The 13,663-nt window shown below is 67.6% G+C and carries 13 protein-coding genes and 2 tRNA genes; 7 read left to right on the top strand and 8 right to left on the bottom strand.

What is annotated here, in order from left to right; all coding sequences use genetic code 11:
* Window positions 1–2 precede the first annotated feature (2 nt).
* Window positions 3–1,085, bottom strand: coding sequence for a peptide chain release factor 1 (gene prfA / locus AC1IQ6_RS25185; RefSeq protein ID WP_102775666.1), 1,083 nt, complete (start codon window positions 1,083–1,085; stop codon window positions 3–5).
* An 85-nt stretch (window positions 1,086–1,170) separates the two neighbouring features.
* Entirely contained in the window at window positions 1,171–2,445 is a 1,275-nt protein-coding gene (gene hemA, locus AC1IQ6_RS25190; protein WP_102775665.1) for a glutamyl-tRNA reductase, read from the bottom strand.
* 297 nt (window positions 2,446–2,742) lie between these two features.
* Here hemA and AC1IQ6_RS25195 point away from each other — a divergent pair.
* From AC1IQ6_RS25195 to AC1IQ6_RS25215, 5 genes are all read left to right on the top strand, one after another.
* A tRNA-Phe gene (locus AC1IQ6_RS25195) sits at window positions 2,743–2,818 on the top strand.
* 177 nt (window positions 2,819–2,995) lie between these two features.
* Window positions 2,996–3,769: a hypothetical protein gene (locus tag AC1IQ6_RS25200; protein WP_485865457.1), complete on the top strand. Its 774-nt coding sequence runs from the start codon at window positions 2,996–2,998 to the stop codon at window positions 3,767–3,769.
* Window positions 3,766–4,263, top strand: a complete 498-nt coding sequence (locus tag AC1IQ6_RS25205; RefSeq protein ID WP_102775356.1) for a type II toxin-antitoxin system VapC family toxin — start codon at window positions 3,766–3,768, stop codon at window positions 4,261–4,263. The genes AC1IQ6_RS25200 and AC1IQ6_RS25205 overlap by 4 nt, the downstream gene beginning before the upstream one ends.
* A 111-nt stretch (window positions 4,264–4,374) precedes the next feature.
* The gene (locus AC1IQ6_RS25210) at window positions 4,375–6,858 is read left to right on the top strand and encodes a mechanosensitive ion channel family protein (RefSeq protein ID WP_485865458.1); all 2,484 of its coding nucleotides are present in this window, start codon (window positions 4,375–4,377) and stop codon (window positions 6,856–6,858) included.
* Between the two features lie 32 nt (window positions 6,859–6,890).
* Window positions 6,891–6,966, top strand: a tRNA-Phe gene (locus AC1IQ6_RS25215).
* A 102-nt stretch (window positions 6,967–7,068) separates the two neighbouring features.
* Here AC1IQ6_RS25215 and AC1IQ6_RS25220 read toward each other — a convergent pair.
* Both AC1IQ6_RS25220 and AC1IQ6_RS25225 read right to left on the bottom strand, forming a co-directional pair.
* Window positions 7,069–7,752: a hypothetical protein gene (locus tag AC1IQ6_RS25220; RefSeq protein WP_485865459.1), complete on the bottom strand. Its 684-nt coding sequence runs from the start codon at window positions 7,750–7,752 to the stop codon at window positions 7,069–7,071.
* Complete coding sequence (locus tag AC1IQ6_RS25225; protein ID WP_479730585.1) at window positions 7,739–8,287, bottom strand: hypothetical protein; 549 nt, start codon at window positions 8,285–8,287, stop codon at window positions 7,739–7,741. Before AC1IQ6_RS25225 ends, AC1IQ6_RS25220 begins: the two co-directional genes overlap by 14 nt.
* A 188-nt stretch (window positions 8,288–8,475) precedes the next feature.
* Between AC1IQ6_RS25225 and AC1IQ6_RS25230 the strand changes: the two genes are divergently transcribed.
* Window positions 8,476–10,662: a copper-transporting P-type ATPase gene (locus AC1IQ6_RS25230; RefSeq protein WP_485865460.1), complete on the top strand. Its 2,187-nt coding sequence runs from the start codon at window positions 8,476–8,478 to the stop codon at window positions 10,660–10,662.
* 14 nt (window positions 10,663–10,676) lie between these two features.
* On the opposite strand, the gene AC1IQ6_RS25235 is transcribed toward AC1IQ6_RS25230, so the two are convergent.
* The 4 genes from AC1IQ6_RS25235 to AC1IQ6_RS25250 all read right to left on the bottom strand — a co-directional run bounded on the left by AC1IQ6_RS25235 (window position 10,677) and on the right by AC1IQ6_RS25250 (window position 12,820).
* The gene (locus AC1IQ6_RS25235) at window positions 10,677–11,357 is read right to left on the bottom strand and encodes an RNA polymerase sigma factor (protein WP_111826795.1); all 681 of its coding nucleotides are present in this window, start codon (window positions 11,355–11,357) and stop codon (window positions 10,677–10,679) included.
* A gap of 19 nt (window positions 11,358–11,376) precedes the next feature.
* Window positions 11,377–11,733: a cupredoxin domain-containing protein gene (locus AC1IQ6_RS25240; RefSeq protein WP_485865461.1), complete on the bottom strand. Its 357-nt coding sequence runs from the start codon at window positions 11,731–11,733 to the stop codon at window positions 11,377–11,379.
* Window positions 11,726–12,253, bottom strand: coding sequence for a DUF4142 domain-containing protein (locus tag AC1IQ6_RS25245; protein ID WP_102775351.1), 528 nt, complete (start codon window positions 12,251–12,253; stop codon window positions 11,726–11,728). The genes AC1IQ6_RS25240 and AC1IQ6_RS25245 overlap by 8 nt, the downstream gene beginning before the upstream one ends.
* A 105-nt stretch (window positions 12,254–12,358) precedes the next feature.
* Complete coding sequence (locus AC1IQ6_RS25250; RefSeq protein ID WP_111826796.1) at window positions 12,359–12,820, bottom strand: Lrp/AsnC family transcriptional regulator; 462 nt, start codon at window positions 12,818–12,820, stop codon at window positions 12,359–12,361.
* A 191-nt stretch (window positions 12,821–13,011) separates the two neighbouring features.
* On the opposite strand from AC1IQ6_RS25250, the gene AC1IQ6_RS25255 reads away from it, so the two are divergent.
* Window positions 13,012–13,653 carry a LysE family translocator gene (locus AC1IQ6_RS25255; RefSeq protein ID WP_485865462.1) on the top strand — a complete coding sequence of 214 codons (642 nt, stop codon included), beginning with the start codon at window positions 13,012–13,014 and terminating at the stop codon, window positions 13,651–13,653.
* The last annotated feature ends 10 nt before the right edge of the window (window positions 13,654–13,663 follow it).

Here is a 13,663-nt window from a genome sequence, read left to right on the forward strand (position 1 = left end):
GGTCAGAGATCGTCGCCCAGCGCCGCCAGCTGCTCGGCCTGGTGTTCGGCGATCAGCGCGCCGGTCAGTTCCTCCAGATCGCCTTCCATGATCTGCTGCAGCTTGTACAGCGTCAGGTTGATGCGGTGGTCGGTCACGCGGCCCTGCGGATAGTTATAGGTGCGGATGCGTTCGGAGCGGTCGCCCGAGCCGATCAGGCTCTTGCGCTCGGCCGCCTCCTTGCTCTGCCGCTCGCGGACTTCCTTGTCCTTCAGGCGCGCGGCCAGCACCTGCATGGCCTTGTCCTTGTTGCGGTGCTGCGAGCGGTCGTCCTGGCACTCGACCACCAGGCCGGTAGGCAGGTGGGTGATGCGCACGGCCGAATCGGTCTTGTTGATGTGCTGCCCGCCCGCGCCGCTGGCGCGGAAGGTGTCGATGCGCAGGTCGTTCGGGTTGATGACGATGTCCGACATCTCGTCGGCTTCCGCCATGATCGCCACGGTGCAGGCTGACGTGTGGATGCGGCCTTGCGCCTCCGTGGCGGGAACGCGCTGCACCCGGTGCGCGCCGGATTCGAACTTCAGGCGGCCGTAGGCGCCGTCGCCGTCGATACGCGCGATCACTTCCTTGTAGCCGCCCAGTTCGGACGGGCTTTCGGACATCAGCTCCACGCGCCAGCCGCGCTGCTCGGCGTAGCGCGTGTACATGCGCAGCAGGTCGCCCGAGAACAGCGCGCTCTCGTCGCCGCCCGTGCCCGCGCGGATTTCCAGGAACACGCTGCGGCCGTCGTTGGGGTCGCGCGGCAGCAGCAGCACCTGCAGCGCCGCTTCCAGCTCCTCCAGCCTGGCGCGGCCGGACTTCAGTTCGTCCTCGGCCATGGCTTTCAGGTCCGGGTCCGCCAGCATCTCCTGGGCGGCCGCCAGGTCCTCCTCGGTGCGCGTGAAGGCGGTGAACGCCTCGACCACGGGCTCCAGTTCGGCGCGTTCGCGCGAGAGCTTGCGGAAGCGCTCCATGTCGGAGGCGGTTTCCGGTTCGGCGAGCATGGCGTCGACCTCGATGAGGCGGTGGCACAGATGCTCCAGCCGGCTGCGCATGGAAGATTTCATGGGGAATGACCAAAAAGAAAAGCAGGACAGCGGGCGCCCAGAAACGGAACGCCCGCCAGAGAGGGCGGGACGTGGGACAGCGTCGCTAACGGCGCGAGTCGCGGCCGGGGAACAGGCGCGGCATCCAGGCAAGCAGCTGCTTGCGGTCCTCGCCTTCGCTGCGGTTCAGGGCCGCCAGCGGGCCGTGCAGGTATTTCTGCGTCAGGCCGTGGGCCAGCTGCTCGAGCACGGCCTCGGGCGATTCGCCCCGCGCCAGCAGCTTGCGGGCGCGCTCCAGCTCGGCGCTGCGGACGTCCTCGGCGGCCTGGTGCAGGTCGCGGATGACAGGCACCACTTCGCGCGACTGCATCCAGTGCATGAAGCCCTGGACGCGGGTTTCGATGATGGCTTCGGCCTGCACCACGGCGGCGCGGCGCGCGTCCGTGCCGGTCTGGACCAGCCGGCCCAGGTCATCCACCGAATACAGATAGACGTCGTCCAGGCGGCCGACTTCGGGCTCGATATCGCGCGGCACGGCCAGGTCTATCATGACCATCGGCCGGTGGCGGCGCAGCCGGGTGGCCCGTTCCACCATCCCCAGGCCGAGGATGGGCAGGGAGCTCGCAGTACAGGACACGATGACGTCGAATTCGGACAGCCGGTCCGTCAGGTCGGACAGCTTCATCGTGCTGGCGGAAAACCGGTTGGCCAGGATTTCGGCGCGCTCGGCGGTGCGATTGGCCACCACCATGCTGCGCGGACGCTGCGCGGCGAAGTGCGTGGCGCACAGTTCGATCATTTCGCCCGCGCCGATGAACAACGTGCGGGCCTGGTCCAGATTGCCGAACACGCGCTCGGCCAGGCGCACCGCGGCGGCGGCCATGGACACCGACTGCGCGCCGATGGCGGTCTGCGACCGCACTTCCTTGGCCACGGAGAAGGTGCGCTGGAACATCTGGTGCAGCAGCGTGCCCAGGGCGCCGGCCTCGCCGGCGGCGCGCACCGCGTCCTTCATCTGGCCCACGATCTGGGTCTCGCCCAGCACCATCGAATCCAGCCCGCTGGCCACGCGGAAAGCATGGCGCACGGCGTCGTCCTGGTGGTGGCGGTACAGGTGCGGACGCAGCGTGCCGGCGTCCAGGCGGTTGTGCTCGGCCAGCCAGGCCGGCAGTTGATCGGCCACGTGGCCGTCGGCCGCGCAATAGATCTCGGTCCGGTTACAGGTCGACAGGATCGCGGCTTCGCGCACCGAACCGCCGAACGCCGAACGCAGCCCTTCCAACGCGGGCTTCACCAGATCGACGGGCATGGACACGCGTTCGCGGACCGAAACCGGCGCGGACGTGTGATTCAGACCGAAGGCAAGGACTGCTACCGACATGAGGGAAGGACGGCCAAGCCATCCGCGGGTAAGTTAAGAACTGCCGCCGGCAAGCGTCGCAACGGGCGGGGGATACAGGCACGTGCGCTGCGGCAGACCGCTAGCGATTATACTCCTGCGGGTTATCCCCAGGCCAGCCCGCGGCTTCCGCGGGCCGCAGCAACGGCCAACGTCTCCGCCAAACAACAGCGGCGGCCCGGACCGCCGGCCATTCGCGCCTCCAGGCGGACAATATCCAGGGATTTTCCTGCCGGCTGGCACAAGTCCAAAAAATTGTGTATAGTTGCGGACTTCGTTGGCCTGGTAGCTCAGTCGGTAGAGCAGAGGATTGAAAATCCTTGTGTCGGTGGTTCGATTCCGCCCCAGGCCACCAGAATTCCAGAATCCCCGCCTTGAGCGGGGATTTTTTATGCCTTTTCGATTTGCGCCGTTTTCTGGCCCTTCGCATTTTTCGGGTGGCATCCAGATTGGTATCCAAACTGGCATCTACGACCACCGCACCGGGGCAGGCACTCCCCTCTAGCCAGGCACTGGCTCTACAATCCCAGTTATGGGACCCGCCAATACGCTTCGTTTCGCTCTGCGCGACCGCATCAATGGCGTTGATGTGGGGCCGAAGCACGTCCCTCTGAGCCTTCTGGGCGAATTCCAGAAGGACGTCAGCGATTTTTTGCAAGGCTCGTCCCGGGACGTCAACCCTGCCGAGGTGCTGGTATCCGTAGACGAAGGATCGCTGGTCCTGGTGGCGACCGGACTACTGGGCGCCTCGACGCTATGGTCCGACGTGGCCCGATTGTCCGACCCCACCTCGCAGGAGGCGATCGATCCCAAGCGGGCGGCGGTCGTCGAGCGCTGGCAAATCCAGGCTCGCACCAACCCACAGCGGATTTACCGACTTGAAGATGCGGCCAGCCGCCCCCTGGCGACGGTCAACGCCCGATCAAACTTCAGACGGCCGGTCGACACCTGGGTTACGGTCGAAAAATATCTGCACGGCAAAGTCGTCGACTGGGGCGGCAAGACCAAGGCAAACGTCCACCTGGTGCTGGAAGACGGCAAATCCCTGGTGGTGGCCGCCACCCAGCAACTCCTGGCCCAGGAAAGCGAAAATCGCCTCTACCGACCAGCGTTACTGCACGTGACAGCGGAAGAAAACCTGCGTACCGGCGAGCTGCGCAACCTGAATCTGCGCTCGTTCGAGGCGCACCACCCGGCCTATGACGAGGACGAATTCCAGCAGATGGTGCGTAAAGGCACTGCGGCATGGGCCGACGTACCCGATGCGGCCCAATGGGTCGAGTCGCTGCGCGGCGAGGGCGTATGACGGTGGAAGTGCTGCTGGACACCAGCTACCTGATATCCCTGGTCGACGCCAGACGACCCAACCATCAAACCGCCACCAAGTACTTCCGGCAGATGCTCGACGAATCGATGCCGATGTACTTTTCTGCCATCGTTGCCGCGGAGTTCGGCGTCAAGCAGCCGATCACCGACTTGCCCCTGCCAAAGTTCCGCCACTTGCCGTTCAACATCCCACATGGGCAACGTGCCGCCCAACTATGGAACGCGCTGGGTCCACGCGACGACAAGACTACCCGCCCCGTAGCGCGCGACGACATAAAACTGATCGCCCAAGCCTGCCACGAACGCATCCCGTTCCTCCTGACCGAGGACGCCTCGTCCCTGCATAAGTATTGCAAGCGGCTACGCGATACCGGAGCTTGCCAGGTACGCACCATCCTGTTGTCGGCTGGCTACGACCCCGGCGCTTTCCGGCTGGACGGCCAGCAAGGTCTGGACTTGGGCGACCAGATCTGAATAGCAGCGCCCCCTCCCCTTATTGACGCTTCCGGGATATCGTAAGAGGCGCCTGCGCCTTGCGCGGCCCCGCCGTTCTCCTCGACCGCTCTCATCCGCCGGAACCGCGACATGCGCGCCTATGCCAAGACGCTTTTCAGCCTGATCGCATTGTGGATGGTGGCCCTGGGCTGCGCTTACGGGCAGGACAAGCCCGCGCCGGCCGCCCAGCCGGCGCCCGCTTCCGCCGCGGCGATCCAAGTGGCGGACATTCCCTTGCGCGCCGATACCGATCACCGCTATGCCGAAGGCGTGATCGAGAACGTCACGGCCAGCGATCCCGCCGACAGGCTCGCGCCCCGGCTCGAGGCGATCGCCCGCTCCAGCGACGAGAAACTCCACCAGTTCCAGCCCGCCCAGCTGCGCACCCTGCCCGTGATGCGGCTGGAAAGCCTGGAACGGCACTGGATGTTCGATGCCCGCCGCTTCGATCGCTGGCAGGCCGACATGCAGCGCGCGACCGCGGCATACGCCGCCGAGGCCGCCGAGCTGGCGCGGCGCAGCGACGCCTGGCAGGCCATCCGCAATTCGCCCGGCGCGGCGCGCCTGCCGCCGGCGCTGATGACCAGCGTGGACGCGGTCATCGCGCAACTGGCGCAGGCCGAAGCCGCGCTGTCCGGCCCGCTGGCCCGCCAGATCGCGCTGAGCCAGCGCGGCGCCGCCGTCGAAAGCCGGATCATGGCGGGACAGCGCGAAGTCGCCAGCGCCATCGACGATATCGACGCGCGCCTGCTGCAGCTCGACGCCGCGCCGCTATGGCGCGTCGCCGACCAGCCCGTAGCCCCCGGCCAGGCGCTGGCGCTGCTGCGCACCGGCCTGGAACTGGAGCTGCGCTTCGCGCGCGAGTACGCCGCGGCCGACACCAGCAACCAGCTCGCCCTGCATGTGCTGCAGGCCGTGCTGCTGCCGTTGCTGCTCTGGCTGGCGTGGCGCAGCCGCGCCGCGATCCGCGCGCAGGAGATGAGCGTAACGGCCGCCCGGGTGCTGGGCCGCCCGCTGTCCGCATGGCTGCTGCTGGCCATGATGGGCGTGCTGCTGCTGGAGGCGGACGCGCCGCTCATCGTCCAGCAGGTGGCGCTGCTGCTGGCGGTGGTGCCGGTGCTGCGGCTGCTCCCGCCGGCCACGCGCCAGCAGCTCGGCCTGTGGCCCTACGCCATTACCGGCCTGTACCTGATCGAACGGCTGGGCGTGCTGTTCCTGGTCAGCGAGACCTGGTATCGGCTCCACAGCCTGGTGCTGACCCTGCTGGCGCTGGCGGCCTCGCTCTGGCTGCTGGCGCGCGCGCGCCGCGCCCCCGACGCCCAGGCGCCGGGCCGCCTGCGCAAGGCCTTGCACGCCATCGCCTGGGGCGCCACGGCGCTGCTGGCCATTTCCGCGATCGCCAACATCGTCGGCAACCTGTCGCTGGCCGAAATGCTGACCAGCGCGGTGGTCAGCAGCGGCTATTTCGGCCTCATGCTGTATGCCGGCGTCACCATCATCGTCACGCTGCTGCAATTGCTGCTGGCCCGCCCAGGCGTGTCGCGCTTCCGGATCGCGCGCGAGCACGCCCCGCCCCTGGTGCAGCTCCTGATCCGGCTGGTGACGGTCGGCGCGATCATCGGCTGGGCCGTCTACACCATGGACCGCTTCCGCATCCTGCGCGCGGTCTACGGCATCGTGACGCAAACGCTGTCGTACACGCTGGTGGTCGGCAACATCACGATCAGCCTGGGCAATATCCTGGTGTTCGTCGTCTCGGTGCTGATCGCGTTCTGGGCCGCGCGCACGGTGCGCCTGCTGCTGCACGACGAACTGCTCAACCGCATGCCGCTGCCGCGCGGGGTGGGCAACAGCGTGGCCTCGCTGAGCTATTACTCGGTGCTGCTGCTGGGCCTGGCGGTGGCGCTGTCGGCGGCCGGCGTCAAGGCCAGCCAGCTCGCCATCGTGCTCGGCGCCCTGGGCGTGGGCATCGGCTTCGGCCTGCAGAACGTGGTCAACAACTTCGTCTCGGGCCTGATCCTGATGTTCGAGCGCCCCATCCAGCCGGGCGACGCCGTGGACATCGGCGGCACCTCGGGCGAAGTGCGCGACATCGGCATGCGCGCCACCCGCATCCGGACCTTCGACGGCGCCGACGTGGTGGTGCCCAACGGCACCCTGCTCTCGGAAAAGCTGACCAACTGGACCATGCTGGACCGCAACCGCCGCATCGACATCAACCTGGGCCTGGCCTACGGCACGGACCCCGCCCGCGCCCTCGAACTGCTCACCGAGGCCGCCCGCGCCACGCCCGGCGTCTCGGTGCAGCCGGCGCCGCTGGCGCTCTTCATGGGCTTCGGCCAGAGCACCCTGGACTTCAGCCTGCGCGCCTGGACGCCCGACTTCGACCGTTCCCTGGTGGTGCGCAGCGACCTGCTGTCGCGCATGTACGCCGCGCTGACCCAGGCCGGCATCGAGATCCCCTACCCCCAGACCGACCTGCACCTGCGCAGCATCTCCGAGGCCGCCGGCGCCACGCTGGCCCAGGCCCGCCATCCCGCTTCCGGACCCGAACAGCCGCCCGGCCCCGCCTGAGGCGGATTTTGTGTATAGTTGCGGACTTCGTTGGCCTGGTAGCTCAGTCGGTAGAGCAGAGGATTGAAAATCCTTGTGTCGGTGGTTCGATTCCGCCCCAGGCCACCAGAATTCCAGAATCCCCGCCTTGCGCGGGGATTTTTGCTTTGGCCTGTCGGGTTTCTGACGGTGCGCCGGGACACGGAATGCGCCGCTGCTCGTGACGCAAACTTACTGGCTCAGGGTATTCAGCCGCTCCATGATGAGGCCGGCGCGCTCCGGCTCGGCAATAAGGCCTGGCAAAACATTGGCAAAGTCGGGATTCTTGAGCAGCCGCGCGAATGCGGCGCCCACTGCCTGGCGCAACTCGGCGGGCGCGGCGGCCATTTCTGCGGCCAGCTCCTCACGCCCATCGATGATGTTCAACACATCTTCCAGATCATGGCTATTCATGAGGTCGCCGCCTCCTCGGCCAGCGAAAGCTTCCAGCTTGGTGGCGACAAAGGCCACGGCGCTTATCAGCCGGATCGTGAAGCCCCGTCCCAGGTCCGTGGCGACGGCGGTCTCGACCGCGTAGGGGTACCAGCGATTGGAAAAACCCAGAATCTCGGGCTGAACGGGCATAAGGTCGAAAAGCACGCCAGAATCCTTGTGTACCCATCGGCAAATGACGTCGCTGCTCACATCGCGTGCAAATCCGCGCGCCGCCACGGACTCTTCGAAGCGATGAAACATGGCGCGATCAGCCTGTAGCACCGCGTCCACGTCTCGCGTGGCGCGTACGGGATCGGCCAATGGGTCCGTGATCAGCAAGCCTGCTACGGCGCCTCCGACGAATACGACTTGCTCGCGCAGGTCGCCCAGCGCTTCGGCAATGCTGCGCAAGTGGGGCAGGTTAGGATCATCTGCTCGCATCGACATCTCCTGCGTCAAGACGCATCAGTTCGGCCTGCATCAGTTTGGCCGCAAGTGCACGCTCGCGGGCGCGCCCCGTGCGCAAGGCATCCAACAACGCCAGCAGGCGGTGCAGGGCCGGGTCCGCAAGCGCAGCCTGCGGTGCTGTGCGGTAGAGCGGCGAAAGCGTGGGGCCTTTGGATGTGCCCTTGGGGTGTGCCCAGACGGGGGCCTCGCCTGGCGCCGCCGTCAACTGGCTGGCCAGAGGTTCGGCGCCGAAGGCCGTCGGTACTCCACGCTTGACCGGCCCAGGTATGGCGGGCCATACGTAGCGCACGCCATGCAGGACAAACTCCAGAAGGTTGGCCCGGATCGGTGACCATTGGCCGCGTGCCGGCGCCACGGCCAGGCCCGACGCCACGGCGCGCTGCACACTCGCGTGGGTTTCCGAGGCGCTCATGGACAGCGCAGCGCCCAGCGCGGCATAGGTCCAGCGCTGCGGCGGATGGGCGGCCACCTTCAGCAACACGAGCAGGTCCTGGGGTTTTAGTTCCATTTCAGAGCAATATTCGCTATTCGCGAATTACGAATATCGCCGATGAAGCGATTTTATGCAAGCGCTATCCCTAGGAAAAGATTACAAAAAAGTAATCCCCACGTAACCCCCGCGCCATCATCGCGCCGTCACACTGGAAATTCTGCGTAATCAGGGAGCGGCACCGCTCCGGGACTCGAGGGACAGGCATGGACCATCGGCATCATTCGCAGCACTCCCCCCAGCACAGCGCGCACCACCAGGCGACGCCTCCAGCGCCGGCGCCGGCCGAGACGCCGCCCGGCACGATCTACACCTGTCCCATGCATCCGGAGATCCGCCAGGATCATCCGGGCAACTGTCCCAAGTGCGGCATGACGCTGGAGCCGCTGATTCCGCTGGAGGCGGAGGACGATGGCGAGCTGCGGGATTTCCAGCGGCGCTTCTGGTGGACGCTGCCGCTGACGGTGGCGGTCACGGTGCTGGCGATGTTCGGCCACCGGCTGGGCTGGTTCGACATGGCGACGCAGTCCTGGCTGGAACTGGTGCTCTCCTTGCCGGTGGTGCTGTGGACGGGCTGGCCGTTCTTCGTGCGGGCCTGGCAGTCGATCGCGCGGCGCAGCCCGAATATGTGGACGCTGATCGGCCTGGGCACGGCGGCGGCCTTTGTCTATAGCGTCGTCGCCACGCTGGCGCCCGGCGTTTTCCCCGATTCGTTCATGTCCATGGGCCGGGTGGCGGTGTATTTCGAGGCCGCGGTGGTGATTATTTCGCTGACCATGCTGGGGCAGATCCTGGAACTGAAGGCCCGTTCGCAGACCTCGGCGGCGATCAAGTCGCTGCTGGGCCTGGCGCCCAAGACGGCGCGGCGCATCAACGCCGACGGCAGCGAAGAGGACGTGCCGCTTGCGCACGTGCACGTGGGCGACCTGCTGCGGGTGCGTCCGGGCGAGAAGATTCCGGTGGACGGCGTCGTCACCGAGGGCGGCAGCGCGGTGGACGAGTCCATGCTGACCGGCGAGCCGATTCCGGTCAGCAAGCGCGCCGGCGACGCGCTGATCGGGGCCACGCTGAACACCAGCGGCACGCTGGTGATGCGCTCGGAGAAAGTGGGTTCGGCCACCATGCTGGCCCAGATCGTGCAGATGGTCGCGTCCGCCCAGCGCTCCAAGGCGCCGATGCAGCGCATGGCCGACGTGGTGGCCGGCAAGTTCGTGGTGCTGGTGGTGCTGGTGGCGCTGGCCACGCTGCTGGCCTGGGGCCTGTTCGGGCCGGAGCCGAGCTGGGTGTTCGGCCTGATCAACGCCGTGGCGGTGCTGATCATCGCCTGCCCTTGCGCGCTGGGGCTGGCCACGCCCATGTCGGTGATGGTGGCCACTGGGCGCGCGGCCACGCAGGGCGTGCTGTTTCGCGACGCCGGCGCGATCGAGAAGATGCGCGAGGTGGACACGCTGATCGTGGACAAGACCGGCACGCTGACCGAAGGCCGGCCGGCTTTCGATGTCGCGATCGCGGCGCAGGGCTATACGCCGGAGGAGGTGCTGCGGCTGGCGGCCAGCCTGGACCAGGGCAGCGAACACCCGCTGGCCGACGCCATCGTCAGCGCGGCGCGCGAGCAGGGCCTGGCGCTGGCCCCGGCGGCGGATTTCGACTCCGCCAGCGGCATCGGCGTGCGCGGCACGGTGCAAGGCAGGCGCCTGGCGCTGGGCAACACGGCGCTGATGGAACAGGAAGGCGTGCCGGTGGCCGCGCTCCAGGCCGACGGCGAACGCCTGCGCGGCGAAGGGGCCAGCATCATGCACCTGGCGGTGGAGGGGCGCTTCGCCGGCATCCTGGCCGTGACCGACCCGATCAAGCCCAGCACTCATGAGGCCATCCGGAGCCTGCACGACAGCGGCCTGCGCATCGTGATGGCCACCGGCGACGGGCTGACCACCGCACAGGCGGTCGGCGCGGCGCTAGGCATCGACGAGGTGCATGGCGAGGTCAAGCCGTCGGACAAGCTGGCCCTGGTGGAAAAGCTGCAGCAGGACGGCCACGTGGTGGCGATGGCCGGCGACGGCATCAACGACGCCCCGGCGCTGGCGCGCGCCGACGTCGGCGTGGCCATGGGCACGGGCACCGACGTGGCCATGAACAGCGGCCAGGTCACGCTGATCAAGGGCGATCTGCGCGGCATCGCGGTGTCGCGCCAGATTTCCATCGACACCGTGCGCAACATGCGGCAGAACCTGATGTTCGCCTTCGTCTACAACGGCATCGGCGTGCCGATAGCGGCGGGCCTGCTGTACCCGTTCACGGGATGGCTGCTGTCGCCGATGCTCGCGGCGCTGGCCATGAGCCTGAGTTCGGCCTCGGTGATCTTCAACGCGCTGCGGCTGCGCGGCGCCAGGTAAAAAACGGCCGCCGCTTACGCGCGCAAGCGCGCCAGCGTGGCCGCCACCAGCCGGTCGCAGTCGTCGCCGTCGAACTCGAACAGGCTTTTTTCGGTGGCGTCGATATCGTGCGACAGCGCTTCGCGCAGCAGCGCGTTGGCGCGGAAGTGGCGGCTGCGCACGGTGGCCTCGGGAATGCCCAGGCTGCGCGCCGTTTCCTCCACGGACAGTTCCTCGACGGCGCGCAGCACGAACACGGTCCGGTACGCGACCGGCAGCGCGTCCAGGCGCGCCTCCAGCAAGGCGCGCAGCTGCGCGCGCGCCGCCGCGTGGTAGGGCGGATCGAAGTCGTTGATCGTCATCGCGTCAGCCTCGTCTTCGATGTCGTCGGCCATGGGGCACAGCGCCTCGCGGCGTCCGCGCTTGCGCAGGCGGCCATAGCACTCGTTCAGGACCAGCCGCGACAGCCAGGTGAAAAGCGAGGCGTCGCCGCGGAACCGCGCGATCGAGCGGTACGCGGCCAGGTACGCTTCCTGCAAGGCCTCTTCGGCGTCGGCGTCGTTGCGCAGGGTGGCGCGCGCCAGGCGGTACAGCCGCCGGTTGTGGCGGCGCATCATCAGTTCGAACGCGGCGGCCTCGCCCGCCGCGATGCGGCGCGCGAGCGCCAGGTCGTTCTCTTCGGCCAGCACTGCGGCCGGCGCCGCCACGGTGTTCATGCGTTCAACCTCCGCCTCGTCATTGCGCGACCAGGGTCGCCTGCATGGTCGGATGGAACAGGCAGACATAGGCGATGCTGCCCGTCTCGTCGACAGTGTAGGTCCAGGACGCGCCGGCGGCGATGGCCCCCGAATCGAAGGCCTTCGACTGCGCGGTGGCGGTGTGCGGCACCAGGTCCTTGTTGACCCAGGTCACCCGGTCTCCGCGCCGCACCGCCAGCGTGGCCGGGACGAACCGCATGCCTTCCATGGTCACGACGTGTTCGGCCGCCGATCCGTCCGCGGCGCGCGCCGGCGCGCCGGCCAGCAGCAGGCCCGCGCAGAGCGCGGCGGCGCCGGCGCGCCGCCACACTGCGGGCAGGTTCGCCCTAGCCACCGGCGAGCCTCTTCTGCAACTGGCGGGCATGCTCCAGGTGCGCGATGAACGCGGGCCGCACCTGGACCAGCAGGGCCTTGAGCTCGGCGTTGTGTGCGCCCGGGATCAGGGTGCCGTCCAGGGCCTGGATGACCGCCTCGTGATAGGCCACTTCGTGGTCGACGTAGGCCTTATCGAACGCCGCGCCCTTCAGGCCCTTGAGCTTGGCCAGGTTCTCGTCGCCGCCTTTCTGCAGGCTGGCGCTGGTAGGGTTGGCCTCGGGCGTGACCTTGAGCTTCTGCACCAGTTCGCCGGCCGATTTGTTCACCGCCGTATGGTCGGTGACCATCAGCGCGGCGAACTCGCGGACTTCCTTGGCGTCGGATTTCTGCTGCGCCAGCTTGCCGGCGTCCACGTCCACCTGGTTGGCCACCACGACGATGGCCGCGATCTGCGGGTCGGTCGGGCCGTTGCCGTGCGCGAACGCGCTGGCGCCGGCCAGGACCAGGGCACAGAACCATGTAGTCTGAATCGCTTTCATTTCACCCCCCAAGACGATGGATGCAGGCGTGGCGGCGCGCCGGAATGGCGCGAAACGCGCTTGCATATGGGGTTGGATGTCGCGAGCGAGCGCCGCGTTCCGGCCTCAGCCGATCGGGACCGTCATCCCGTATTTGGCCCGGTTCATCACCACCAGGGTGGAGAAGCGCTTGACGTTGGGGTTGCCCCAGAAATGGCGCTGGGCGAAGGCCTCGTATTCGTCCATGTCGCGCATGGTGAGGGTGAGCACGAAATCGACGTCCCCGGTGACCGACAGGCATTGCATGATTTCCGACGCCCCCAGCATGGCGCGCTTGAAATGGTCCAGCTTGTCGGCGCGCTCGCTCTCCAGCGTGACCAGCACCACCATCATGATTCCGCGTCCGACGGCGGCCGGGTCGACCACGGACACGTCGCCCATGACCACGCCGGTCTCGCGCAGCCGCTTCATCCGGCGCAGGCAGGACGCCGGCGACAGGTTCACGCGCTGCGCGACCTCCTGGCTGGTGCGCTGGTTGTCTTCCTGCAGGCTTTGCAGGATCTGGAGATCGAAATCGTCTAGTTCCATAAAGGTCTCGGAACGTGTTGAAAGCGGGCGGGACGGGCCCGCCGTCGATTCTAAGCCGAGCCGCGCCGCAATCCGCCCCCATTTCGACGGGAAACCTCATTGCGACGCCTCCGGATGCAGGAATTAATCAGCCGGCTTGCTTACACTTGGAGCCCTCCGTCCGCGCCGCGGGCGGGCCGCTCCCTCGTATCATGCCGTCACTCCAGCTTTTCCTGCTATTTCTCGCCGCCGACGCGGCGCTCAAGCTCACGCCCGGCCCCGACATGGCGCTGACCCTCACGCGGGGGATGACGCAGGGGTTCCGGCCCGCCTTCCACAGCGTGCTGGGCAACGTCGCCGCCGGGCTCATCCAGGTGCCGGCGGTGGTGCTGGGGCTGGCTTCGGTGCTGCGGGCCTTTCCTTCCCTGTTCGTCGGGATCAAGGCCGCCGGCGGCCTGTACCTGGGCTATCTGGGCGTCAAGGCCATCGTGCGCTGCGCCCGCTCGGCCGAGGTGTCGCTGGCGGCGCGCCCGGGCGATGCGCGCGACGCGTTCTGGCAGGGCTTCATGACCAATCTGCTGAACCCCAAGGTGCTGCTTTTCATGATCGCGTTCCTGCCGCAGTTCACCAGTCCGGAAAACGGGCCGGTCTGGATACAGATGCTGGTGCTGGGCATCACCATGAAGGCGCTCAGCCTGCCCTATGGCAGCGGCTTCGCCTACGGCGCCTCGCGCATCCGCGGCTGGGTCGGCCGCAATCCGTGGTTCCTGCGCACGCAGCAAGGCCTGCTGGGAGCCATCATGCTGGCCCTGGCGCTGTACGTGCTGTATTCCACCACCGCAACCCTGCCCTGATCCGCCCGCG

This window comes from Achromobacter sp. MUI-25009338, assembly GCF_057359325.1.

What these genes read in the sequence shown, in the direction of transcription:
- prfA (WP_102775666.1), bottom strand. Translation starts at nt 1,085, where the DNA reads ATGAAATCTTCCATGCGCAGCCGGCTGGAGCATCTGTGCCACCGCCTC.
- hemA (WP_102775665.1), bottom strand. Translation starts at nt 2,445, where the DNA reads ATGTCGGTAGCAGTCCTTGCCTTCGGTCTGAATCACACGTCCGCGCCG.
- AC1IQ6_RS25200 (WP_485865457.1), top strand. Translation starts at nt 2,996, where the DNA reads ATGGGACCCGCCAATACGCTTCGTTTCGCTCTGCGCGACCGCATCAAT.
- AC1IQ6_RS25205 (WP_102775356.1), top strand. Translation starts at nt 3,766, where the DNA reads ATGACGGTGGAAGTGCTGCTGGACACCAGCTACCTGATATCCCTGGTC.
- AC1IQ6_RS25210 (WP_485865458.1), top strand. Translation starts at nt 4,375, where the DNA reads ATGCGCGCCTATGCCAAGACGCTTTTCAGCCTGATCGCATTGTGGATG.
- AC1IQ6_RS25220 (WP_485865459.1), bottom strand. Translation starts at nt 7,752, where the DNA reads ATGCGAGCAGATGATCCTAACCTGCCCCACTTGCGCAGCATTGCCGAA.
- AC1IQ6_RS25225 (WP_479730585.1), bottom strand. Translation starts at nt 8,287, where the DNA reads ATGGAACTAAAACCCCAGGACCTGCTCGTGTTGCTGAAGGTGGCCGCC.
- AC1IQ6_RS25230 (WP_485865460.1), top strand. Translation starts at nt 8,476, where the DNA reads ATGGACCATCGGCATCATTCGCAGCACTCCCCCCAGCACAGCGCGCAC.
- AC1IQ6_RS25235 (WP_111826795.1), bottom strand. Translation starts at nt 11,357, where the DNA reads ATGAACACCGTGGCGGCGCCGGCCGCAGTGCTGGCCGAAGAGAACGAC.
- AC1IQ6_RS25245 (WP_102775351.1), bottom strand. Translation starts at nt 12,253, where the DNA reads ATGAAAGCGATTCAGACTACATGGTTCTGTGCCCTGGTCCTGGCCGGC.
- AC1IQ6_RS25250 (WP_111826796.1), bottom strand. Translation starts at nt 12,820, where the DNA reads ATGGAACTAGACGATTTCGATCTCCAGATCCTGCAAAGCCTGCAGGAA.
- AC1IQ6_RS25255 (WP_485865462.1), top strand. Translation starts at nt 13,012, where the DNA reads ATGCCGTCACTCCAGCTTTTCCTGCTATTTCTCGCCGCCGACGCGGCG.